Genomic DNA, 23,263 nt, shown 5'->3' with positions numbered 1-23,263 from the left:
AACGGGTTAGACCGCTACCTGGTGATCCTGCAGGCCAGGACTGCTGACACGGTAGATGCCAATCTCACCTAATAGATTAGGCCATAGCTTACTGGCCCACCCATGCCGATGCTGTTGATCCACGGCAAGCCGATCAATGACCTTGGCTTCACGTGCACTGCACAAGGCTTCGAAGTCTTCGAAGGTGCAGAAGTGAATGTTCGGCGTGTTGTACCAGGTGTACGGCAAGAACTCCGAAACCGGCATCCGACCCTTGCTCGCCAGGTACCAGCGGCAGCGCCAGTGCCCGAAGTTGGGGAAGGTGATGATGCACTGGCGACCGACCCGCAGCATTTCGTCGAGGATCTTGTCGGGGTAATGCACGGCCTGCAGGGCCTGGGTCATGACCACGATGTCGAAGCTGTTGCTGGCAAAGTTGCCCAGGCCTTTGTCTAGGTCCTGCTCGATGACGTTGATGCCCTTGGCCACGCACTCGGCAATGTTGTCCGGGTCGTTTTCCAGGCCATAGCCGGTGACTTGCTTGTTGTCGCGCAGCCAGGTCAGCAGCTCGCCATCACCGCAGCCCAGGTCCAGCACGCGGCTGCCGGCGGGGATCCATTCCTGGATGATTTCCAGATCAGCTCTCATGGCTTGTTCACACCGTAATTCGCTTCATGTAATTGCTGAACGCCTGCAGGTAGCGCGGGATCGGAATCAGGAAGGCGTCGTGGCCTTGCGGAGCGTCGATCTCCAGGTAGCAAACGTCTTTCTTGGCGGCCATCAGGGCATCTACCAGCTCGCGGGAGCGGGCCGGGGAGAAGCGCCAGTCGGTGGTGAAGGACATCACGCAGAACTTGGCCTTGGCGCCGGCGAAGGTTTTCGCCAGGTTATCGTCGAAGTTCGCCGCCGGATCGAAGTAGTCCAGCGCCTTGGTCATCAGCAGGTAGGTGTTGGCGTCGAACCGTCCGGAGAACTCTTCACCCTGATAACGCAGGTAGCTCTCGACCTGGAACTCGACGCTGTGGAAATCGTAGTTGAGCTTTTCGCTCTTGAGGCCGCGGCCGAATTTCTCACCCATCGAGTCGTCCGACAGGTAAGTGATGTGCCCGACCATGCGCGCCAGCATCAGGCCACGCTTGGGGATCACCCCGGCTTCCTGGAACGAACCGCCATGGAACTCCGGATCGGTGAGGATCGCCTGGCGCGCGACTTCGTTGAAGGCAATGTTCTGTGCCGAGAGTTTGGGTGCCGAGGCAATGGCCAGGCAGTGGCGGATGCGGTCGGGGTAGGTGATGCTCCATTGCATCGCCTGCATGCCACCCAGGCTGCCACCGATCACGGCAGCCCACTGCGTGATGCCGATGCGGTCGGCCAGGCGCGCTTGGCTATGGACCCAGTCTTCGACGGTCAGCACCGGGAACTCGGCGCCGAATGGCTTGCCGGTCTCAGGGTTGGTGCTGCTGGGGCCGGTGGAGCCGTTGCAACCGCCGAGGTTGTTCAGGCTGACGACGAAAAACTTGTCGGTGTCGATCGGCTTGCCGGGGCCGATGCAGCTGTCCCACCAACCGGGCTTGCGGTCGTCGGGGCTGTGGAAGCCGGCCGCGTGATGGTGCCCGGACAAGGCATGGCAGATCAGCACGGCGTTGCTCGCCGTGGCGTTCAGCGTGCCGTAGGTTTCGTAGATCAGGTCATAGGCTGACAAGGAGCGGCCGCAGGCAAGGGCCAGGGGCTCGTTGAAGTGCGCCACTTGGGGCGTCACCAGACCAACAGAATCGGCGGGAAAGGCAGTTGGCATCGACCCTGCTCTCGTTGAAATGAGGCGTAAGTCTAAAGACCGCTGTGGTCAGCGGCAAGCAAAGGGCGGGGATGATTTTTCCTGTCAGACCGAGGCGCGGCCATCGCGGGCAAGCCACGCTCCCACAAGGGGGCGCATTCCCATGTGGGAGCGTGGCTTGCCCGCGATGAACGATGACGCGGTCACCCCGGCTGTCGCACCAGATCCGGCAAGTCCGGGAGCTTCTGTGGTGAGCAGATCCGTACCCGCTTCTGCCGGCTCAGCTCGCCGCTGAGCAGGCTCACCTGGCTCTTGGAGACGCCAAAGGCCTTGGCCAGGAAGGCCATCAGGTAGGCATTGGCCTTGCCTTCGACGGGCGGGGCGGTCAGGCGGATCTTCAGGCGATCACCGTGCAGGCCCGCGAAATCATCGCTGCGGGCCGCCGGTTGCAGGTGACATTCGAGGATCAGGTCCGCGCCGTCCCAGCGGTAATAGCTCATCAGATCAGCAGGCGCAGGATTTCCGGCATCTGCGTCATGGCGGCGAGGTTGTTGATCACCAGCATGTCGATCAGCTTGAGCGCCATGAACGCCAGGATCGGCGAAATGTCCAGGCCGCCCAGGTTCGGCAGGATCTTGCGGAATGGCGCCAGGGCCGGCTCGCAGATCTGATTGACCAGTTCGGCACCCGGGTTATGGCTGCCAGGCGCGACCCACGAGAGGATCACGCTGATGATCAGGGCATAGAAGAAGATGTTGAGGAACAGCGCGGTGACCCCGATGAGCGACCAGATCAGCAGTTGCAGCGGGTTGCCGGTGGTGCCGTAAGTCAGCAGCAGGGTCAGGGCCATCAACGCCAGTTGCACCAGGATCGCCAGGACCAGCGACGACATGTCGAGGCCGAACACGCTCGGAATGATCCGGCGCAGTGGCTTGAGCAGGGGTTGAGTGGCCTTCACGGCGAACTGGCACAGTGGGTTGTAGAAGTTGGCGCGTACCAATTGCAGTACAAAACGCAGGAGTACGATCAGCAGGTACAGACTGCCGAGGGTTTGCAGCACGTACACCGCTGCAGTGTTCAATCCAATCATGTATGGCTCCTTATTGACCCAGTTGCTCAGCCATCTCGGCTGAACGGTGTGCAGCGGCACCCAGTGCGTGTTCCACCAGGGCTTCGAATCCGCCGGCCTGGAAGGCCTTGATCGCAGCTTCGGTGGTGCCGGCAGGTGAAGTGACGCGGCGGCGCAGTTCGGCGGCGTCGACGTCACTGGCAACTGCCATGTGCGCGGCGCCAAGGGCGGTTTGCAGGGTCAGTTGGGCGGCGGTTTCCCGTGGCAGGCCGAGCTTCTCGCCAGCGGCGGTCATGGCTTCGATCAGCAGGAAGAAATATGCCGGGCCACTGCCAGACACGGCGGTGACCGCATCCAGTTGCTGTTCTTCGTCCAGCCACAGGGCGATGCCCACGGCCGACAACAGGTCTTGCGCTTGCTGGCGTTGCTCGGCTGTCACCTGGGTGGTCGCGAACAGGCCGCTCACGCCCTGGCGCAGCAGGGCTGGGGTGTTGGGCATGCAGCGCACGATCGGCTGGGCACCTAGCCAGTTGTTCATGCTGGCGCAGGTGATGCCAGCGGCAATCGAGACCACCAGTTGCTGCGGTTGCAGGCTCGGGCGCAGTGCTTCGCAGACTACTTTCATTGCCTGCGGCTTGACTGCCAGAACCACCACATCGGCGCCGGCGATGGCGTCTGCGTTGTCGGCGAATACTTCGATGCCGTGCTCTGCGGCCACCCGCGCACGGGTCTCGGCGCCCGGATCGCTGGCGCGGATCTGCGCGGCGTCCAGGCCCTTGGCTCGTAGGCCGCCGATCAGGCTGGCGGCCATGTTTCCGGCACCGATAAAGGCAATACGCGTCTTGCTCATGTCAGGTCCTTTTAAAGTGGGGTGCCAGCCAGGGTTCATGGCTGGTGATGTTTTTACTGATAGTCGCGCGCACCAAACAGGGCTGTACCGATGCGGACCCAGGTGGCGCCTTGGGCAATGGCCGACTCGAGGTCGTGGCTCATGCCCATGGACAGTGTGTCGAGCGGCAGGTTGAGGCTGTCTTGCAGGCTGGTGTTCAGCTCGCGTACGGCGGCAAAGGCAGCGTCCTGCTCGGCGCGATTGTCGGTGGGCTCGGGAATCGCCATCAATCCGCGCAAGGTCAGGCGCGGCAGGGCCTTGATCGCCGCCGCCAGGGCCGGCAGGTCGGCCGGGGTGCAGCCGGACTTGCTGGCTTCACCGCTGACGTTGACCTGGATGCAGATGTTCAGGGCTGGCAATTCAGCGGGGCGTTGTTCGGACAGGCGTTGTGCGATTTTCAAGCGATCCACGGAGTGCACCCAAGCGAAGTTTTGCGCGATATCTCGCGTCTTGTTCGATTGAATGGGGCCGATGAAGTGCCAACACAAGGGCAGGTCGGTCAATTCCCGTTGTTTGCCCAACGCTTCCTGCAGGTAGTTTTCACCAAAGTCGCGGACCCCGGCAGCGTACGCTTCGCGGACTGCGGCGGCGGGTTTGGTTTTGCTCACGGCTAGCAGCTGGACGCTGTTGGCGGCACGTTGCGCGGCCTGTTCAGCACTGCGGATGCGTGCCGCTACCTGGGAGATGTTGTCTGCTATCGTGGACATTCAAGGGACGCCGGCAGTCTGAGGTTCGCGGCATTCTACTGGAATTGAGGAGTGCTATGGATATCACTGAGCTGCTGGCCTTCAGCGTCAAACAGGGCGCCTGCGACTTGCACTTGTCCACCGGCCTGCCACCGATGATCCGGGTGGATGGCGATGTGCGGCGGATCAACCTGCCGCCACAGGATGCCCGCCAGGTGACGGCGCTGATCCATGGGCTCATGAGCGAACCACAGCAGGTCGAGTTCGCGCAGGCACTGGAGCTCGACTTCTGCTACTCGGCGCCGGGTGTGGCGCGTTTTCGGGTCAATGTCTTCCATCAGCACCGGGGGCCGGGCGCGGTATTACGGATCATCCCGTCGAAGGTGCCGAGCCTGGACGAGCTGGGACTGGGGGATGTGTTTCGTCGTATTGCCGAGCTTCCCCGGGGCCTGGTGCTGGTCACCGGGCCCACGGGCTCCGGCAAGTCGACCACCCTGGCGGCAATGATCGATCACCTCAACAGCCACCGGCATCAACACATCCTGACCATTGAAGACCCGATCGAGTTTGTCCACGAGCCGCGCAAGTGCCTGATCAACCAGCGTGAAGTGCACCGCGATAGCCACAGCTTCGCGGCTGCGCTGCGTTCGGCCCTGCGCGAGGACCCGGACGTGATCCTGGTAGGGGAGATGCGAGACCTGGAAACCATTCGCCTGGCCCTCACCGCCGCCGAGACCGGGCACTTGGTGTTCGGCACGTTGCACACCAGTTCGGCGGCGAAAACCGTCGACCGGGTGGTGGACGTGTTTCCCGGTGAAGAGAAAGCCATGGTCCGCTCGATGCTCTCGGAGTCGCTGCAGGCGGTGGTGTCCCAGGCGCTGTTGAAGAAGGTCGGAGGCGGTCGGGTGGCGGCCCACGAGATCATGCTGGGTACCCCGGCAATCCGTAACCTGATCCGTGAGAACAAGGTGGCGCAGATGTATTCGGCGATCCAGACGGGTGGCGCGCTGGGCATGCAGACCCTGGACATGAGCCTGAGGTCGCTGCTGGGCAGGGGGTTGATCAGCCGTGAGCATGCGCGAGAGCGGGCGCGCTCGGCCGAAGGCCTGTAAATACAAAAAATCGCAGCCGGCGGGAATGCCACCGGCTGCGATCTGTTGATCTTGCTTTGACTGAGCTCAACTCAGCGCTGAACAATCCGCATGGTGTTCGGCTCTTTCGGCAGGACCCGCTTGGCAACCACGTAGTGGTTATCCCAGTACGGCTTCTTCAGGGTGTCGATGGAGACCGACTTGCCACGGCGTGGTGCGTGGATGAAGCGGTCGTTGCCCAGGTAGATGGCAACATGATTGACCCTGCGGCTCTTGAGCTTGAAGAAAATCAGGTCGCCGGGTTTCAGGTCCTTGCGATCGACTTTCAGCCCGTGGCCGGAGGCCATGGCATTGGAGGTGCGCGGCAGGTCTACGGCGGCTACGTCATTGAAGGCGTATTTCACCAGGCCGCTGCAATCAAAGCCTTTACTTGGGCTGCTGCCACCCCAACGATAGGGAGTGCCGAGCACATTGACTGCGCGACTCAAGACATCGCTGCTCTGCTTGGTGGCCATTGGCGGCACCAGCGAGCTGTTGGCCTTGCTCAGTTGTGGTGCTTTTACACTGTGTTTGTTTTTGCTGGTAGCAGCAGAAACATGGGATTTAGGGGTGTAACCATTAACGTTTGGAAGACGTTGCTCACGATTGGTGGCGTGGGCGGCCAGTGGCAATAATAGGCAAATGGTTAGCCATGTCTTGAAAAATGGACGCATTAGGCAAGGCTCTATATAAGGAACGCGCAACTTTATAACAGCTTTTTTGTCCTTTTCGGGGCCGTTGGTCGATTCAAACCGGGGCTCAAAACCGTCGAAGCCGCGGCAAATTGGCTCGATTGTCGGACACAAGTCAGGTGGTACAAGGCTTTGCGCGAAGTGCCTGGCTGGCAAACCACTTGTCGGCACGACATAAAAAAGTCACACAAGTCACAAAATTATTTTTCTATCGCGGCATATGAGGGACTACATGAACACCTATCGTCAGGATGTTTCACCCCAGGACACCCACAGCAAGGTGATCGGTTATCTGCTGTGGATTCTCGGCTTTACCGGGGCGCACCGCTTTTATTACGGCAAGCCGGTGACTGGCACGATCTGGTTTTTCACCTTCGGTTTGCTGGGCATCGGCTGGTTGATCGACCTGTTCCTGATCCCGGCCATGGACCGTGAGGCGGATCTGCGTTTTACCGCAGGGCCGATCGAATACAACGTGGCCTGGATTCTGCTGACGTTCCTCGGCGTGTTCGGTGTACACCGCATGTATCAGGGGAAGTGGATCAGCGGTTTGCTGTACCTGGTGACGGGCGGGTTGTTCTTTCTGGGGGTGTTGTATGACTTCTGGACCCTGAATGACCAGGTTTCGGTGCGCAACGCGCAGAATCGCGGCGCTTTCCAGTAAAGCATCGCGGGCAAGCCCGCTCCCACAGGAGCTGCATCAGGCCTGTGGGGCGGGCGGCGCTGCGCCTGCCCGCGATTGGAGCGACACGGTTCAGGCCTGGTGGCTGATCCGTCCATCCACCAGGGTGTAGCGCACCACGCCCGGTAGGCTGTGGCCGAGGAACGGGCAGTTTTCGCCCTTCGACAGCCAGGTCTCGCCGGCGACGGTCGAGGCGGCCGGGTCGAACACCACCAGGTCAGCCGCAGCACCCACCGCCAGCTTGCCCGCCGGCAGGCGCAGGGCCTCGGCCGGACCGGCGCTGAGGCGTGCCAGCAGGGTCGGCAGATCGAGCAGGCCGTCTTCGACCAGGGTCATGGCCAACGGCAGCAGCAGTTCAACGCTGCTGATCCCGGGTTCGGTGGCGCCGAACGGCGCCAGCTTGGCGTCGCGCTCGTGGGGCTGGTGATGGCTGGAGATGGCTTGCACCACCCCGGACTTCACTGCCTCGCGCAGGCCATCGCGGTCGGCGCGGGTGCGCAGCGGCGGTTGCACGTGGTACAGGCTGTTGAAGTCGATCAACGCCTCATCAGTGAGGATCAACTGATACAGCGCCACGTCGGCCGTGACCTTCAAACCCCGGGCCTGGGCCTGGGCGATCAAGGCTACGCCGCGGGCACTGGTGAGCTGGCTGAAGTGCGCACGCACCCCGGTTTGCTCCACCAGCAGCAGGTCACGGGCCAGGGCCACGGTTTCCGCGGTTTCGGGAATCCCCGGCAGGCCGAGGAAGCTGGCGGTCGGGCCTTCGTGGGCCAGGCCACCTTCGGCCAGGTCATGGTCCTGGGAGTGAAAGATCACCGTCAGGTCGAAGGTCGCCGCGTATTCCAGGGCCCGGCACAGGGTGCGGGTGTTGCGAAAGCTGTCCAGGCCGTTGCCGAAGGCCACGCAACCGGTGTCGCGCAGGGCAATCAGTTCGGCCAGTTGCTCGCCTTCCAGACCCTTGCTCAGGGCACCGATCGGGAACACCTTGGCATTGCCGGCTTCACGGGCGCGGTCGAGGATCAGTTCGGCGACGGCCGAGGTGTCCAGCACCGGCTTGGTGCGGGGCGGGCAGCACAGGCTGGTGACACCACCGGCCGCGGCGGCGCGGGTTTCGCTGGCGATCGTGCCTTTGCGGCTGTAACCCGGTTCGCGCAGCGCGACGTTGAGGTCGACCAGCCCGGGCGCGACCACCAGGCCCTGGGCCTCGATGGTTTGCACGGCGACGAAGCCGGCGGGTGCGGCGCCCAGGGCGACGATCTTGCAGGCTTCGATGTGGATATCGGTGACTTGATCCAGGCCACTGCTCGGATCGATGACGCGGGCGCCGAGAATGCTGAGCTTCACTGGGCGTTCTCCTGCTCGAATTGGCGCTGGGCAGTCTGCCCGCTCATGGCCATGGACAACACGGCCATACGAATGGCGATCCCGTAGGTCACCTGATTGAGGATCACCGAGTGCGGACCGTCGGCCACCGCCGACTCGATCTCCACCCCACGGTTGATCGGCCCCGGGTGCATGACGATGCAGTCCGGCTTGGCGCCGGCCAGGCGTGCGGTGGTCAGGCCGAACAGGCGGTAGAACTCGCCTTCGCTCGGCAGCAGGCCGCCGGTCATGCGTTCACGCTGCAGGCGCAGCATGATCACCACGTCGACGTCCTTAAGGCCTTCGGTCATGTCGGTGTAGACCTTCACCCCGTATTGCTCGATGCCGATCGGCAGCAGGGTCTTGGGGGCGATCACGCGGATATCCGGGCAGCCGAGGGTTTTCAGCGCCAGCATGTTCGAGCGTGCGACCCGCGAGTGCAGGATGTCGCCGACGATGGCCACCGAGAGGTTTTCGAAGCTGCCCTTGTGTCGACGAATGGTGAGCATGTCGAGCATGCCCTGGGTCGGGTGGGCGTGCCGGCCGTCACCGCCATTGATGATCGCCACTTGTGGGCAGACGTGTTCGGCAATGAAGTGCGCGGCGCCGGAGTCGCCGTGGCGCACCACGAACATGTCGGCCGCCATGGCCTCGAGGTTGCGCAGGGTGTCGAGCAGGGTTTCGCCCTTGCTCGCCGACGACGTCGACACGTTGAGGGTGATCACGTCCGCCGACAACCGCTGGGCGGCCAGTTCGAAGGTGGTGCGGGTGCGGGTGGAGTTCTCGAAGAACACGTTGCACACGGTCTTGCCGCGCAGCAACGGGACTTTTTTCACCGCCCGGGCGCCGACTTCGAGGAACGAGTCGGCGGTGTCGAGGATTTCCGTCAACAGCTCGCGGCGCAGGCCGTCGAGGGAGAGGAAGTGGCGCAGCTGGCCCTGATCATTGAGCTGTAGCGGGCGCTTGGTATCTAGAGGCGTCATCGCGAGGGGGACTCTCAATAGGGCGGATTAAAGGGCGAGGTCTTGCAGTTCGAGCGCAAGTTCCGGACCGGACAGCTTGACCCGTTCGTGGGCGGCCAGGGACAGGGTCGCACCGACTACGTTCGGGCGGATCGGCAGCTCGCCGGCGTCCAGGTCCAGCAGGCAGACCAGGGTCACGCTGGCTGGACGGCCATAGTCGAAGAGTTCGTTCATGGCGGCGCGGATGGTCCGCCCGCTCATCAGCACGTCGTCGATCAGCACCAGGTGCTGGCCTTCGATCTCGAAGGGCAGGGCCGATGGGCGCACTTGCGGGTGCAGGCCATTCTGGCTGAAGTCGTCGCGGTAGAAGGAAACGTCCAGGGTACCCAGTGGCGCGTCGCTGCCCAGTGCTTCGAGCAGGGCCTGAGCGACCCACACGCCGCCGGTGCGAATGCCGATGTAGCGCGGCTCGCTGATGCCGCGTTTGGCCAGGTAGGCGTCAAGCTGGGTCGCCATCTGGCTGATCAGTTCGACGGGATTGGGCAGGCTCATGGTTGCTCCTTCTTGGGCCCGAGCCGGGACTTGCAGGGAGAGGCTCGGGTTGTAGCTAAGAGAGTCGCTTGCTGCGGCTCTTCAGGATTCGAACAGTGCGCTGTTTTCGTCGAGCCAGCCTTGCAGCAGCAGGGCGGCGGCGATGGCGTCGACCGGGTTGTCGCGGTAGCTGCCTTTCTGCCCGCCACGGACCAGGCGTTCGCCTTTGGCCTCGAAAGTGGTCAGGCGTTCATCGTGGGTATAAAAGGGCAGGTTGTAGCGGCCATTGAGGCGCCGGGCGAATTTTTCCGCGCGCAGGCACATGTCGCTTGGCGTGCCGTCCATGTTCAGCGGCAAGCCGACCACCACCGCGTCAGGCTTCCACTCCTTGATCAGGGCTTCGACCTGGTTCCAGTCGGGAATGCCGTTTTGCGCCTTGAGGGTGCACAGCTCGCGGGCCTGGCCGGTAATTACCTGGCCAACGGCCACGCCGATCTGTTTGGTGCCGTAGTCAAAACCGAGGATCAGACGCAGGGCCATCAGGCGTGCCCCGCCTGGCTGGTGAGCAGGCTGAGGTTGACGCCCAGGTGCTTGGCCGCCGCGTCCAGGCGCAGTTCGCTGCTGGTGTTGAACAGGATGTCGGTGTCGAACGGGCAGGTCAGCCAGGCGTTGTCGGCCAGTTCGGCCTCCAGTTGCCCGGCTTCCCAGCCGGCATAGCCGAGGGCGATCAGGCTCTTGGCCGGACCGACGCCGTCGGCAATCGCAAACAGCACGTCCTGGGAGGTGGACAAGGACAGCTCGCCCTCCAGATCAACGGTCGCCTGGAACGTCATGCCCGAGGGGTGCAGCACAAAACCACGGTCGGTCTGCACCGGACCACCGATGAAAATCGGTACATGCTGGCACAACACCGGTGGTTCGACGTCAGGGCGCAACTGCTCAAGGATATCCGCCAGGCTCAGGTCCTGCGGGCGGTTGATCACCAGCCCCATGGCACCATTGGCCGTGTGCTCGACGATGTAGGTCAAGGTGTGCGCAAAGTTCGGGTCGGCCATGTGGGGCATGGCGATCAGGAAGTGATGCTTGAGGTAGCTGGGAATGACGTTTTTCATGTGCGCTAGTGTGGCGTTGGAGGGGCAAACTGACAAGCTGGGGATGTGCAGGAAATGCCCAGAATATCCGCGAATAACTCAGGCCCCTGTGGGAGCGGGCTTGCCCGCGATGACGGCGGCACATTGATAATTGCCGTGTCAGACCCACCGCTATCGCGGGCAAGCCCGCTCCCACAGGGTTTCCTGCTGTTCAATTGCTGGAAAGCCTGTCCCCGCGGGCAAATCTCCAGGTGCGGATGATCTCCAATCGGTCAATGTCCGACAGGTCGCCGGTAAACGGCGCAAAGGGTGCTGCCAGACGCACGATACGCTGGGCCGCCTGGTCCAGCAGTGGCTGGCCGGAAGACTCCAGGACCAGCACTTCGTACAGCGAGCCGTCGCGGTTGATCGAGACCATCAGGCGCAAATTGCCGTAGATCTGTTTGCGCCGCGCTTCGTCGGGATAGTTCAGGTTGCCGATGCGCTCGACCTTCTTGCGCCATTCATCCTTGTACCAGGCACCCTTGTCGCGCATGGTCGAGGCCGCACTCAGGCGGTGGATGCGCGGGCGCTTGGCATACAGCTGTTGTTCGTTGGCCAGTTCCGCCTCGAGGCTGGCGATGTCGCTGGACAGCTGGGCGCTGTCGAAGGTCGGCGTCACCGGCTTGGGCGTCGGTGCCGACTTCACTTCTTCCTTCTTGGTCGCGGCTTTTTTCGGGGCTGGCGCCACTGTGGTCACGGCGGCCTTGGGAGCGGCGACCGGTACTTGGGGTTTGACCGCGGGCGGTGGCGTGACCTTTTGCACCTTGTTGTCCTGGAACGGCGCGATCTCGGTGGTCTTGGGGATCGCCTTTTTATCCAGGGTGCCGCTGCCTTGCTGATTTTCCTGGGCCAGGAAGTCGGCTTTTTTCGGCTTGGTTTCGCTTTTGAAGGTGGCGAGGGTGATTTCCAGGGTTTTACTGATCTGCTTGGGTTCGGCAAAGGTAAACCCCAGGCCGAGGATCAGTGCCAGGTGGATCAGCGCCGCCAGGAACAGGGTAAATCCGAGGCGATCGGCCGGGCGCACGCCGCGGTGGGCGAGTTCAGGGGGCAGATCGGACGGCAGGGTCATGACAAGGAAACCAACATCGCGTTTTGCACAGGCCGCGCATGATAACGCAATGTTGGTCTGCCCTTGGGGGTTCTATATCAACGAGCCTTGAGCTTCTGATCGATGGCTGCCATCAGCATTTCGCCGATGTTCGTGCCAAATGCATTGTCGATCTCGCGAATGCAGGTCGGGCTGGTGACGTTGATTTCGGTCAGGTGCTCACCAATCACGTCGAGGCCGACAAACAGCAGGCCTTTTTCCCGCAGGGTCGGGCCGACCTGGGCAGCGATCCAGCGGTCCTTGTCGGTCAATGGACGGGCTTCGCCACGGCCGCCGGCGGCCAGGTTGCCACGGGTTTCGCCCTGGGCCGGGATGCGCGCCAGGCAGTAGTCCACCGGCTCGCCGTCGATCATCAGGATGCGCTTGTCACCGTCCTTGATTGCCGGCAGGTAAGCCTGGCCCATGATCTGCTGGGTGCCCAGGGCGGTCAGGGTTTCAAGAATCACCGACAGGTTCGGATCGCCCGCGCGGTGACGGAAGATCGAGGTGCCACCCATGCCGTCCAGCGGCTTGAGGATCACATCGCCGTGTTTGGCGGCGAACTCACGCAGCACGTCGGCGCGGCGGCTGACCACGGTCGGCGGGGTGCACTGGGGGAACAGGGTGGCGAACAGTTTTTCATTGCAGTCGCGCAGGCTTTGCGGCTTGTTGACCACCAGGACACCGGCGCGCTCGGCTTGCTCGAGCAGGTAGGTGGAGTAGACGAACTCCATGTCGAAGGGCGGATCCTTGCGCATCAGGATCACATCCAGGTCGCTCAGCAGCGCGTCGGTCTCGGCTTCGAGCTCGAACCATTTCTGCGGGTCGGCGAAGACTTTCAACGGTCGCATGCGGGCCCGCGCCTCGCCTTCGCCCTGGTACAGGTCGCTCTGTTCCATATAGAACAGTTCCCAACCGCGTGCCTGGGCGGCCAGCAGCATGGCCAGCGAGCTATCCTTTTTATAGGAAATGCTGGCGATAGGGTCCATGACAATCCCGACGCGAACGCTCATGGGTGTTTCCTCGAGTTTGAAGGGCTGGGTGTGTCTTGTGCAGGAGCGAGCTCGCTCCTGCAAAAAAACCAGCCGAAGGCCAGAAAAAGTGGCGTCAGAGTGGCGCCCGGTGGGTTCCCGGTCAAGGAAAAACCGCCTCGCGGGTCGGCCGATAGATTGGACATGGAGACTGTGCTAAAAAGGCTGGCATGTCGCGCTGGCCCTTGATCATCAAGGGTTTCGAGCCAACGGGCAGCCGCAAACGGACAAACTGATTCGCCCAGGCGATGGTAGAGCAGATATGGAACAGCATTCCAACGCCTTGAAGGTCATGGTGATCGACGATTCGAAGACCATTCGCCGTACCGCTGAAACCTTGTTACGCAATGCGGGCTGCGAGGTGATCACCGCCATCGATGGTTTTGATGCGCTGGCCAAGATCACCGACAACCATCCGGGGATCATTTTTGTCGACATCATGATGCCGCGTCTGGATGGTTATCAGACCTGCGCTTTAATCAAGAACAACAGTGCGTTCAAGGCCACGCCAGTGATCATGCTGTCGTCCAAGGACGGCTTGTTCGACAAGGCCAAGGGGCGGATTGTCGGTTCCGATCAGTTTTTGACCAAGCCATTCAGCAAGGAAGAACTGTTGAACGCGATTCGCGCTCATGTACCGGGCTTCGCTGCCGATGCGCCGCTGTAAGACACGCACAGTGATGCCCGGCCAACCGGCCTGGCGTCTACAAGAATGGGGAAGACCATGGCACGTATTCTGATCGTCGATGACTCGCCGACCGAAATGTACAAACTCACCGGCATGCTGGAAAAGCACGGCCATGAAGTGTTGAAGGCACAAAACGGTGCCGATGGCGTGGCGCTGGCGCGTCAGGAAAAGCCCGACGCGGTCTTGATGGACATCGTCATGCCCGGCCTCAACGGCTTCCAGGCGACCCGTCAACTGACCAAGGACCCGGAGACCGGTCATATTCCGGTAATCATCATCACCACCAAGGACCAGGATACCGACAAGGTCTGGGGCACTCGCCAGGGCGCCAAGGACTACCTGACCAAGCCGGTGGACGAAGACACCCTGATCAAGACCCTGAACGCTGTGCTGGCAGGCTGACGGCCGCGCCATGGCCGAGTCGCTGAGCGCCTTTGAACTGTTGCTGCAGATCGACCAGCGTTGCCGCTTGCTGGCGGCTGACTTGCCGTCCCAGCCAACCCGCAATCACGGCTGGAGCGGCATTGGCTTTCGCCTGGGCGAACACTGGTACGTGGCGCCCATGGGCGAGGTCAGCGAAGTCCTGCATGAGCCGCGCCTGACCCAGTTGCCCGGGGTCAAGCCGTGGGTTCGGGGGGTGGCCAACCTGCGTGGCCGCTTGCTGCCGGTGATGGACCTGTGCGGCTTCCTGGGCGCCGAGTTGTCGGCTCAGCGCAAGCAGCGCCGGGTCCTGGTGGTCGAGTACAAGGAAACGTTCGTCGGGCTGATGGTCGATGAGGTGCTGGGCATGCAGCACTTCGATCAGGCCCGGTTCGAGCCGGGAGCGGCGGGCAGCCAGGACGACCCAGCGGCGGCTTTCATCAAGGGTCGGTTCGAGCGTGAGCAACGCTGGCAGGTGTTCAGTCCGTTTGCCGTGGCGCAGTCGCCACGCTTCATGGATGTGGCGGTGTAGGCGGGTACCTGTAGCAGCTGCCGAAGGCTGCGTTCGAGTGCGCAGCACGCGCAAGGACGCCGGACGGGTTTCACAATGTGGGTCAACAGGCGAAGATCGATGATTAAAGTCAACACGGGCACCTCAAGCGATGGATCGCGCAGTCGTTCGCAGATCATTGCGCTGTTCATCGCGCTGATCGTGTTCATCGTGCTGTTGTTCGCCAACTTTGCCTACCTCAATACTCAAGCCTCCTACGACAAGCAGTACATCGGCCATGCCGGTGAGTTGCGCGTGCTGTCCCAGCGTATTGCCAAGAACGCCACCGAAGCGGCTGCCGGCAAAGCCGCGGCGTTCAAGCTGCTCAGCGACGCGCGCAATGACTTTGCACAGCGTTGGGGCTACCTGAAGAAAGGCGACCCGGCCACGGGCCTGCCGCCAGCACCGGCGGTGGTGCGTCCGCAAATGCGCGCCGTGCAGCTGGATTGGGAGCGCTTGCTGAAAAACACCGACGCGATCCTCTCCAGCGAGCAGACCGTGCTGTCGCTGCACCAAGTGGCCGCGACGTTGGCCGAGACCGTGCCGCAGTTGCAGGTCGAGTACGAAAAAGTCGTCGAGATCCTGTTGCAGCGCGGCGCGCCAGCTACCCAGGTGGCCATGGCCCAGCGCCAGTCGCTGCTTGCCGAGCGCATCCTTGGCGCCGTCAACACGGTGCTGGCCGGCGATGAAAACGCCCAGCAGGCCGCCGATGTGTTTGGCCGGGACGCGGCGCGCTTCGGCCAGGTGCTCAACGGCATGCTGCAGGGCAATCCGGCGCTCAAGGTCAGCCAGGTCGAGGACCGCGATGCCCGTGCTCGTCTGAGCGAAATCGCCGAGCTGTTCCAGTTTGTCTCTGGTTCGGTGGATGAAATCCTCGAGACCTCGCCCCAGCTGTTCAAGGTCCGTGAGTCGGCGGGCAACATCTTCAACCTCTCGCAGACCCTGCTGGAGGAAGCCTCGCACCTGGCCAACGGCTTCGAGAACCTGGTGGGCGGACGCTCCACCGACACCATCGGCGGTTACGTGCTGGGCCTGCTGGCGCTTACCTCGATCATCCTGATCGGCCTGGTGATGGTGCGTGAAACCAACCGCCAGTTGCGCGAGACCGCCGAGAAGAACGAGCGCAACCAGAACGCGATCATGCGCCTGCTCGACGAAATCGAGGACCTGGCAGATGGCGACCTGACGGTCACGGCGTCGGTGACTGAAGACTTCACCGGGACCATTGCCGACTCCATCAACTACTCGGTCGATCAACTGCGCGACCTGGTGGCTACCATCAACCTCACGGCCGGCCAGGTCGCCGCCGCCGTGCAGGAAACCCAGGCCACGGCGATGCACCTGGCCCAGGCCTCGGAGCATCAGGCCCAGCAGATCAGCGAAGCGTCGGCTTCGATCAACGACATGGCCCAGTCCATCGACCAGGTGTCGGCGAACGCCGCCGAATCATCGGCTGTGGCCGAGCGTTCGGTGGAGATCGCCAACAAGGGCAACGAGGTGGTGCACAACACCATTCACGGCATGGACAACATTCGTGAGCAGATCCAGGACACCGCCAAGCGCATCAAACGCCTGGGCGAGTCGTCCCAGGAAATCGGCGATATCGTCAGCCTGATCGACGACATCGCCGACCAGACCAATATCCTGGCCCTCAACGCGGCGATCCAGGCGTCCATGGCCGGCGACGCCGGGCGCGGGTTTGCCGTGGTGGCCGACGAGGTGCAGCGCCTGGCTGAACGTTCTTCCGCCGCCACCCGGCAGATTGAAACCCTGGTGCGGGCGATCCAGACCGACACCAATGAGGCGGTGATTTCCATGGAGCAGACCACCACCGAGGTGGTGCGCGGCGCGCGGCTGGCGCAGGATGCCGGAGTAGCCCTGGAAGAAATCGAAGGCGTTTCGAAAACCCTTGCGGCGCTGATCCAGAGTATTTCCAATGCGGCGCAGCAACAGACGTCGTCGGCGGGACAGATTTCCTTGACCATGAACGTGATCCAGCAGATCACCACGCAAACCTCGTCGGGCTCCACGGCCACCGCAGAGAGCATTGGCAACCTGGCGAAAATGGCCAGTCAGTTGCGGCGCTCGGTGTCCGGCTTCACCTTGCCGGCGGTACCGGAGCGCGGTACCGACAAGACCTGAACCCTGCACGCTGGGAACGAATTTTGACTGGAGTGGTTATGGGTGATCGGCACGACTATGTGGCCCTTGAGTGGGTCAAGGGCGAAATTGCCGAAACGCTGAAGCAGGCCTACCTTGCCCTCGATCAACTGGTCGAGGACCCGCAGGCGCTGCACGCGCTCGAGCAATGCCTGGCAGGTATCCATCAGGTCCATGGCAGTCTGCAGATGGTCGAGTTCTACGGTGCGGCCCTGCTTGCCGAAGAGATGGAGCAACTGGCGGCAGCCTTGCAGCGTGGCATGGTGGCCCATCGCGACGAAGCCATCCGCCTGCTGCAACAGGCCCTCGGCCAATTGCCGATTTACCTCGACCGCGTGCTCAGCGCCCGGCGCGACTTGCCCCTGGTGGTGCTGCCGCTGATCAACGACTTGCGCAGCGCCCGTGGCGAAGGCCTGCTCGCGGAAACCAGCCTGTTCAGTCCACAACTGCAAGAACTGCCGGCCCTGACGGAGGCGCAACTGGCGCTGCTGGCGCCGGCAGACTTGCCCAATGTGTTGCGCAAACTGCGGCAGATGCTGCAGATGGGCCTGGTCGGACTGCTGCGCGAACAGGACGACAGCACAAACCTGGGGTACCTGGCCAAGGTCTTTGCACGCCTTGAGGCGCTGTGTGCCGATGCGCCATTGAGCCCGCTGTGGCAGGTGGCTTCAGCGCTGGTCGAAGGCATGCTCAGTGGCCGTATCGATAACAGTCCGGCACTGCGCAGCTTGTTCAAGGACACCGACAAGGAACTCAAGCGCCTGCTGGAACACGGCATGCCGGCCATCAACCAGGCAGCGCCGCCCGAATTGCTGAAAAGCCTGCTGTTTTATATCGCCAAGGCGCAATCTCCCAGTGCCCGGATGTTAATCATGAAAGATCGCTACGGGCTGGATGACGCCTTGCCTGACAACGCCTTGCTCGATGCAGAGCGCGCGCGCCTGGCTGGGCCTGACCGCGACGCCATGCGCTCGGTGCTGGCCGCCTTGTGCGAGGAACTGGTGCGGGTCAAGGAGCGCCTGGACCTGTTCGTGCGCAGCGACCGCCAGCATGCCTCGGACCTCGACAGCCTGCTGGCGCCGTTGCGGCAGATTGCCGACACCCTGGCGGTGCTCGGTTTTGGCCAGCCGCGCAAGGTCATCATCGACCAGTTAGGCGTGGTGCTGAGCCTGGCCCAGGGGCAGCGCGAGCCCAACGATGCGATCCTGATGGACGTCGCCGGTGCCTTGCTCTACGTCGAGGCGACCCTGGCGGGCATGGTCGGTATCGTCGAGGAAAACCGTGAAGAAAGCCGGCTGCCGACCACCGACCTGACGCAGATCCACCAGATCGTCATCAAGGAAGCCCGCCTGTGCCTGCAACAGGCCAAGGACATGATCGTCGAATACATCGATGCCCACTGGGATCGCCAGCCGTTGCAGTTGCTGCCGGACTTGCTGACCCAGGTTCGCGGTGCGCTGGCGATGATTCCCCTGCACCGTGCGGCGAGCCTGCTGGAAGCCTGCAACAGTTACATTCGTGAACACCTGCTGGCGGACCGCACACCGCCGGATTGGCAGCACCTGGACAACCTGGCCGATGCCATCACCAGCATCGAGTATTACCTGGAGCGCTTGAGCGAGGACCCGCAAACCCTCGGCGAGCAGGTGCTGGATGTGGCCGAACAGAGTCTGGCGACACTCGGCTATCAGCCCAGCGCGGTTCATTTGCCACCGTTCAATCCGTCGCCGAGTGCCGATGGCGGTCGGTTCGCCGAAGCTGACCCGGCCGCCCAGCAGTCGCTGGCAGATGCCCTGGCCAGCCCGGTGTCGGCCGTCAACCCGCCGGCCGTGAGTACCCCCGACAGCCTGCAACCACCGCCGGCCGATGAAGAACCGGTGGATGACGAGTTGCGCGAGGTGTTCCTCGAGGAGACCGCCGAAGTCCTGGATATCCTGCGCGAGTACCTGCCGCGCTGGTCGGCCAACCCAGGCAGTGCTGCGCTCCTGGGCGAACTGCGGCGGGCCTTTCATACCTTGAAGGGCAGTGGACGGATGGTCCGCGCGCTGGTGCTCGGCGAACTCGCCTGGGCCGTGGAAAACCTGCTCAACCGAATACTCGAACACAGTGTCGAGCCTGGGCCGCAGGTCGATGAGCTGTTGCGCGACACGCTGCACCTGCTGCCAGAGCTGGTGGCGGAATTCGCCGCCAGCCACCAGCGCCAACGCGATGACGTGGACCACCTGGCAGCCCGTGCCCACGCGTTGGCCCGGGGCGCGGCCCTGCCCGAGCAAGCGAGCGGAGCGCACGCTGGCGCCGCCGATCCGCAGTTGCTGGAGATCTTCCGCAACGAAGCCGACAGCCACCTCAACAGCCTCCAGCGCTTTCTCGAGCAGGCCGCCGAACATCTGCCGTTGCAGGCCACTGACGAGTTGCAGCGTGCGCTGCACACCCTCAAGGGCAGCGCGTCGGTGGCCGGTGTGGTGCCGATCGCCGAGCTGGCGGCACCCTTCGACCAACTGGCCCGCGAATACAAGGCGCACCTGTTGGCCCTGGACCTGGATGAAGTCGAACTGCTGCTGGAGGCCGAAGGCTTGCTGCGCCGCGGCTTGGCGCAATTGCAGGGCAACCCGCTGGTGGAAATCCGCGGCGCGCCTGATCTGATCCTGCGCACCCAGGCCCTGCTCGCCGAGCGCCTGGAAGCCTTGCACAGCTCGCCCGACAGCGGTGTGCGGATCAAGCGTGACCCGCAGCTGATCAACAACTTCCTGGCCCAGGGCATGGACATCCTGCTGGACGCCGAAAGCCTGTTGCAACGCTGGCAGCAACACCCCGGCGAGCGCCAGGAACTGACGGCCTTGCTGGATGAGCTGACGACCCTGGGTGAGGGCGCACACCTGGCCGACCTGCACCCGATGGATGAGTTGTGCGAGGCCTTGCTCGACCTGTATGGCGCCGTGGAGGAAAGCAGCCTGGCGGTCAGCGAGCGGTTCTTTCACGAGGCCCAAAGTGCCCATGAAGCCTTGATCAACATGCTCGACGAACTGGCGGCAGGCCAGGAAGTCAGTCACCAATCGGCTCGTGTGCACGCCCTGCGCGATCTGCTTGATGAGGGCCTGGATCCGTCCGCGATGGGCCTGATCCGCAGCGACGGCAGTCGCACCCTGAGCATTACCGAACTTGGCAGCGTCACCGCCGAACTCGGGCAGTCCTCGCCGACGCCATTGGCGGCGGACGATGAAATGGAGGCGATTTTTCTCGAAGAGGCCGTGGACATTCTGGAGAGCGCCGGGCAGGCCTTGCAGCGTTGGCTCACGGAACCGCAGAACCCTGCGCCGTTGTTGTCGCTGCAGCGCGACTTGCACACCCTCAAGGGTGGGGCGCGGATGGCCGAGATCGGACCGGTGGGTGACCTGGCCCACGAGCTGGAAAGCCTTTACGAGGGGTTGGTGGACCGGCGCTTGAGCTATAGCACCGAGCTTGGCCAGTTGTTGCAGCAGAGCCACGACCGCCTCGCGCAACTGCTGGAGCAATTGCAGCGCCAACAGCCGCTGGGCGATTGCACGGCATTGATCGAGGCCATCGCGCAGTGGCGCCAAGGCAGCGCCAGCCCTGCCGACGCCGCTGCACAGGCGTCCGCCGAGGATGCGCCGGGCAATGACCCGGAGTTGCTGGAGATCTTCCTCGAGGAAGGCTTCGACATCATCGACAGTTCGGGCGCGGCCTTGCTGCGCTGGCAGGCCGACCCGCAAAGCCGCCAGGAAATGGAAACCCTGCTGCGCGATCTGCACACCCTCAAAGGTGGCGCGCGAATGGTCGAGATTGCGCCGATTGGCGACCTGGCCCATGAACTGGAGTTTCTCTACGAAGGCCTGTCGACCGGCTTGCTGCAGGCCACACCGGCGCTGTTCGGGCTGTTGCAGCGCAGTCATGACCGGCTGGCGCAGATGCTCGACGCTACCCGTGCCGGTCAACCGGTAGCGCCGGCCGAGCGCCTGCTCGAGGCCATCCAGGCCTTCAGTCACCCCTCGGCGGTCGAGCGTGCTGCGCCATCGGTGGCGCTCGACAGCCTGGCGCAGAACAAGCCGGAGCCGTCCGCGCCGCCCGCTGAAGCGGGCGCCGATATGGTCAAGGTGTCCGCCGAACTGCTCGACGACCTGGTCAACCTGGCCGCCGAGACTTCGATTTTTCGTGGGCGTGTCGAGCAACAGGTCAACGATGCCCGGGTGACCTTGAGCGAGATGGAAACCACCATCGAGCGCATGCGCGATCAACTGCGCCGCCTCGACACCGAAACCCAGGGACGCATCCTCAGTCGCCAGCACGTCGACGCCGAGCGCCTGGGCTACGAAGAATTCGACCCGCTGGAAATGGATCGCCATTCGCAACTGCAGCAGTTGTCGCGGGCGATGTTCGAGTCTGCTTCCGATCTGCTCGACCTCAAGGAAACCCTCGATCGGCGCAATCTCGACGCCGAGAACCTGTTGCAGCAACAGGGGCGGATTAACAGTGAGCTGCAAGAAGGCCTGATGCGCACGCGCATGGTGCCGTTCGAACGGATGCTGCCGCGCCTCAAACGCATCGTCCGCCAGGTCTCCAGCGAGCTGGGCAAAGACGTTGAGTTTATCGTCGGCAACGCCGAGGGCGAGATGGACCGTAATGTCCTTGAGCGCATGGCCGCCCCGCTGGAGCACATGTTGCGCAACGCCATCGACCATGGCCTGGAGTCTGCGCAAGTACGCCGCGCTGCCGGCAAGCCCGAGCAGGGGCGGATCAGCCTGGACCTGTCCCGCGAGGGCGGCGATATCATTTTCGACATCCGTGACGACGGTGCCGGCGTGCCCCTCGATGCCGTACGGCGCAAGGCGATCAAGCGCGGGCTGCTGGCCCCCGAAAGCAGCCTGAGTGACCGCGATGTGCTGCAGTTCATCCTGCAGCCCGGCTTCTCTACTGCCGAGAAAATCACCCAGATCTCCGGGCGAGGGGTGGGCATGGACGTGGTGCATGAAGAAGTGCGCCAGCTCGGCGGCCTGATGAGCATCGACTCGGTCCCGGGCAAGGGCGTGCATTTTCGCATTCGCCTGCCGTTCACGGTGTCGGTCAACCGCGCGTTGATGGTGCAGTGTGGCGAGGATCTGTACGCGATCCCGCTCAATACCATCGAGGGCATGGTGCGAGTCCTGCCCAGCGAACTGGAGGCCCGCTATCAACTGGATCCGCCCCGGTACGAGTACGCCGGGCAATGTTACGAGCTGTGCTACCTGGGTGAGTTGCTCAAGACCAGTATTCGCCCGCGCTTGCTGGGGCAGAACCTGCCGCTGCCGGTGCTGCTGGTGCAGTGCAACGAGCGGCATATCGCGGTGCAGGTCGACGCCATGGCCGGCACCCGGGAAATCGTGGTCAAGAGCCTCGGCCCGCAGTTTGCCGCGGTCCAGGGCCTGTCCGGCGCGACGATTCTCGGTGATGGCCGGGTGGTGCTGATTCTCGACCTGCTGGCGCCGTTGCGGGCGATGCAGGTACGTTTGCCGGCGCCGGCCGCGACCAGCCCGGAAGGCGAGCCGCAGCGCTCGATGCTGGTGCTGGTGGTGGACGATTCGGTCACCGTGCGCAAAGTCACCAGCCGGCTGCTGGAGCGCCACGGCATGAGCGTGCTCACGGCCAAGGACGGGGTGGACGCGATGCAGTTGCTGGAAGAGCACATGCCCGACCTGATGCTGCTGGACATCGAAATGCCGCGCATGGACGGCTTCGAAGTGGCCACCCAGGTGCGCAACGATCCCCGCCTGCAGCACCTGCCGATCATCATGATTACCTCGCGCACCGGGCAAAAACACCGTGATCGGGCAATGGCCATCGGCGTCAACGACTACCTCGGCAAGCCGTACCAGGAATCGGTGTTGCTCGACAGTATCGCCCTGTGGAGCAAGGCCCATGCTTGAGCACCGTACCAGCCACCTCACCGGGCTGCTGCTGCCCCTGGCCGACCGCACCCTGATCCTGCCCAACGTCGCCGTTGCCGAGCTGATCGACTACCAGCCCGGAACCTTCGACCTCGATTCACCGCCCTGGTACCTGGGCCAGGTCAACTGGCGCGACCGCCAGATCCCGCTGCTGAGTTTCGAATCGGCCTGCGGCAGCAAAACCGTGATCGGCGAACGCGCCCGCATCGTCATCCTCAACACCCTGGGCGGGCGAGCCAACCTCAGGTTCATTGCCTTGCTGGTCCAGGGCATCCCACGCTCCTGCAAGCTCGACAGCCAGTTGAGCTACGTCGACGTGCCGCTGTGTGCACTGGAACAGGCAGCGGTACAAGTCGTCGATCAAGTGGCAAAAATCCCCGATTTGCTGGCGTTGGAGGCGTTGTTGGTGGGGGCGGGGTTGGTCATAGAACATGGGATTTCTTGATAAGTCTCAAAAAGGGACCTATCGTTCCCTTTTTGAGACTTATTGGTGCTGGCT

The 23,263-nt window shown here is 63.1% G+C and carries 22 protein-coding genes; 8 read left to right on the top strand and 14 right to left on the bottom strand.

What is annotated here, in order from left to right:
* Positions 1-6 precede the first annotated feature (6 nt).
* The 6 genes from metW to PspS04_RS25790 form a co-directional block, all read right to left on the bottom strand.
* Positions 7-627 carry a methionine biosynthesis protein MetW gene (gene metW, locus PspS04_RS25815; protein ID WP_095164532.1) on the bottom strand — a complete coding sequence of 207 codons (621 nt, stop codon included), beginning with the start codon at positions 625-627 and terminating at the stop codon, positions 7-9.
* A 7-nt stretch (positions 628-634) separates the two neighbouring features.
* Positions 635-1,774 carry a homoserine O-succinyltransferase MetX gene (metX, locus tag PspS04_RS25810; RefSeq protein ID WP_095164530.1) on the bottom strand — a complete coding sequence of 380 codons (1,140 nt, stop codon included), beginning with the start codon at positions 1,772-1,774 and terminating at the stop codon, positions 635-637.
* A gap of 182 nt (positions 1,775-1,956) precedes the next feature.
* Entirely contained in the window at positions 1,957-2,253 is a 297-nt protein-coding gene (locus PspS04_RS25805) for a DUF167 domain-containing protein (RefSeq protein WP_095164528.1), read from the bottom strand.
* Positions 2,253-2,843: a YggT family protein gene (locus PspS04_RS25800; RefSeq protein WP_095164526.1), complete on the bottom strand. Its 591-nt coding sequence runs from the start codon at positions 2,841-2,843 to the stop codon at positions 2,253-2,255. Before PspS04_RS25800 ends, PspS04_RS25805 begins: the two co-directional genes overlap by 1 nt.
* Positions 2,844-2,853: 10 nt before the next feature.
* Positions 2,854-3,672, bottom strand: coding sequence for a pyrroline-5-carboxylate reductase (gene proC / locus PspS04_RS25795; protein WP_095164524.1), 819 nt, complete (start codon positions 3,670-3,672; stop codon positions 2,854-2,856).
* A gap of 53 nt (positions 3,673-3,725) precedes the next feature.
* Positions 3,726-4,418 carry a YggS family pyridoxal phosphate-dependent enzyme gene (locus PspS04_RS25790; RefSeq protein ID WP_095164522.1) on the bottom strand — a complete coding sequence of 231 codons (693 nt, stop codon included), beginning with the start codon at positions 4,416-4,418 and terminating at the stop codon, positions 3,726-3,728.
* A gap of 56 nt (positions 4,419-4,474) precedes the next feature.
* Between PspS04_RS25790 and PspS04_RS25785 the strand changes: the two genes are divergently transcribed.
* Positions 4,475-5,509 (top strand): type IV pilus twitching motility protein PilT, encoded by a 1,035-nt coding sequence (locus tag PspS04_RS25785; RefSeq protein ID WP_095164520.1) that lies wholly within the window; start codon positions 4,475-4,477, stop codon positions 5,507-5,509.
* 71 nt (positions 5,510-5,580) lie between these two features.
* Here PspS04_RS25785 and PspS04_RS25780 read toward each other — a convergent pair whose 3' ends face one another.
* Complete coding sequence (locus PspS04_RS25780) at positions 5,581-6,201, bottom strand: C40 family peptidase (RefSeq protein WP_095164518.1); 621 nt, start codon at positions 6,199-6,201, stop codon at positions 5,581-5,583.
* Positions 6,202-6,451: 250 nt separating this feature from the next.
* Here PspS04_RS25780 and PspS04_RS25775 point away from each other — a divergent pair, with 250 nt between their 5' ends.
* The gene (locus PspS04_RS25775; RefSeq protein ID WP_095164516.1) at positions 6,452-6,883 is read left to right on the top strand and encodes an NINE protein; all 432 of its coding nucleotides are present in this window, start codon (positions 6,452-6,454) and stop codon (positions 6,881-6,883) included.
* 90 nt (positions 6,884-6,973) lie between these two features.
* On the opposite strand, the gene PspS04_RS25770 is transcribed toward PspS04_RS25775, so the two are convergent.
* The 7 genes from PspS04_RS25770 to gshB form a co-directional block, all read right to left on the bottom strand.
* Positions 6,974-8,245 carry a dihydroorotase gene (locus PspS04_RS25770; protein WP_095164514.1) on the bottom strand — a complete coding sequence of 424 codons (1,272 nt, stop codon included), beginning with the start codon at positions 8,243-8,245 and terminating at the stop codon, positions 6,974-6,976.
* Complete coding sequence (locus PspS04_RS25765) at positions 8,242-9,246, bottom strand: aspartate carbamoyltransferase catalytic subunit (RefSeq protein ID WP_095164512.1); 1,005 nt, start codon at positions 9,244-9,246, stop codon at positions 8,242-8,244. The genes PspS04_RS25770 and PspS04_RS25765 overlap by 4 nt, the downstream gene beginning before the upstream one ends.
* A gap of 27 nt (positions 9,247-9,273) precedes the next feature.
* Entirely contained in the window at positions 9,274-9,777 is a 504-nt protein-coding gene (gene pyrR, locus PspS04_RS25760; RefSeq protein WP_095164510.1) for a bifunctional pyr operon transcriptional regulator/uracil phosphoribosyltransferase PyrR, read from the bottom strand.
* Positions 9,778-9,858: 81 nt separating this feature from the next.
* On the bottom strand, positions 9,859-10,296 hold the full coding sequence (gene ruvX / locus PspS04_RS25755; protein WP_008007435.1) for a Holliday junction resolvase RuvX: 438 nt from the start codon (positions 10,294-10,296) through the stop codon (positions 9,859-9,861).
* On the bottom strand, positions 10,296-10,868 hold the full coding sequence (locus PspS04_RS25750) for a YqgE/AlgH family protein (RefSeq protein WP_095164508.1): 573 nt from the start codon (positions 10,866-10,868) through the stop codon (positions 10,296-10,298). The genes ruvX and PspS04_RS25750 overlap by 1 nt, the downstream gene beginning before the upstream one ends.
* Before the next feature lie 190 nt (positions 10,869-11,058).
* Complete coding sequence (locus tag PspS04_RS25745; protein ID WP_095164506.1) at positions 11,059-11,958, bottom strand: energy transducer TonB; 900 nt, start codon at positions 11,956-11,958, stop codon at positions 11,059-11,061.
* Positions 11,959-12,035: 77 nt separating this feature from the next.
* Entirely contained in the window at positions 12,036-12,989 is a 954-nt protein-coding gene (gshB, locus tag PspS04_RS25740; RefSeq protein WP_095164504.1) for a glutathione synthase, read from the bottom strand.
* A 280-nt stretch (positions 12,990-13,269) separates the two neighbouring features.
* Between gshB and pilG the strand changes: the two genes are divergently transcribed.
* The 6 genes from pilG to PspS04_RS25710 all read left to right on the top strand — a co-directional run bounded on the left by pilG (position 13,270) and on the right by PspS04_RS25710 (position 23,209).
* Positions 13,270-13,674 (top strand): twitching motility response regulator PilG, encoded by a 405-nt coding sequence (pilG, locus tag PspS04_RS25735; RefSeq protein WP_095164502.1) that lies wholly within the window; start codon positions 13,270-13,272, stop codon positions 13,672-13,674.
* Positions 13,675-13,731: 57 nt separating this feature from the next.
* A complete protein-coding gene (gene pilH / locus PspS04_RS25730) occupies positions 13,732-14,097 on the top strand; it encodes a twitching motility response regulator PilH (RefSeq protein WP_095165186.1) in 366 nt (121 codons plus the stop codon).
* A gap of 10 nt (positions 14,098-14,107) precedes the next feature.
* Entirely contained in the window at positions 14,108-14,647 is a 540-nt protein-coding gene (locus tag PspS04_RS25725) for a chemotaxis protein CheW (RefSeq protein ID WP_095164500.1), read from the top strand.
* Positions 14,648-14,746: 99 nt separating this feature from the next.
* Positions 14,747-16,807 (top strand): methyl-accepting chemotaxis protein, encoded by a 2,061-nt coding sequence (locus tag PspS04_RS25720; protein WP_159998392.1) that lies wholly within the window; start codon positions 14,747-14,749, stop codon positions 16,805-16,807.
* Positions 16,808-16,845: 38 nt separating this feature from the next.
* The gene (locus PspS04_RS25715; protein WP_159998390.1) at positions 16,846-22,743 is read left to right on the top strand and encodes an Hpt domain-containing protein; all 5,898 of its coding nucleotides are present in this window, start codon (positions 16,846-16,848) and stop codon (positions 22,741-22,743) included.
* Positions 22,736-23,209, top strand: coding sequence for a chemotaxis protein CheW (locus tag PspS04_RS25710; protein ID WP_159998388.1), 474 nt, complete (start codon positions 22,736-22,738; stop codon positions 23,207-23,209). Before PspS04_RS25715 ends, PspS04_RS25710 begins: the two co-directional genes overlap by 8 nt.
* Positions 23,210-23,263 lie beyond the last annotated feature (54 nt).

It is taken from the genome of Pseudomonas sp. S04 (assembly GCF_009834545.1).
Taxonomy (GTDB): Bacteria; Pseudomonadota; Gammaproteobacteria; order Pseudomonadales; family Pseudomonadaceae; genus Aquipseudomonas.
The sequence above is the reverse complement of the archived record's forward strand: the minus strand, read 5'-3'. Positions and strand labels throughout refer to the sequence as shown.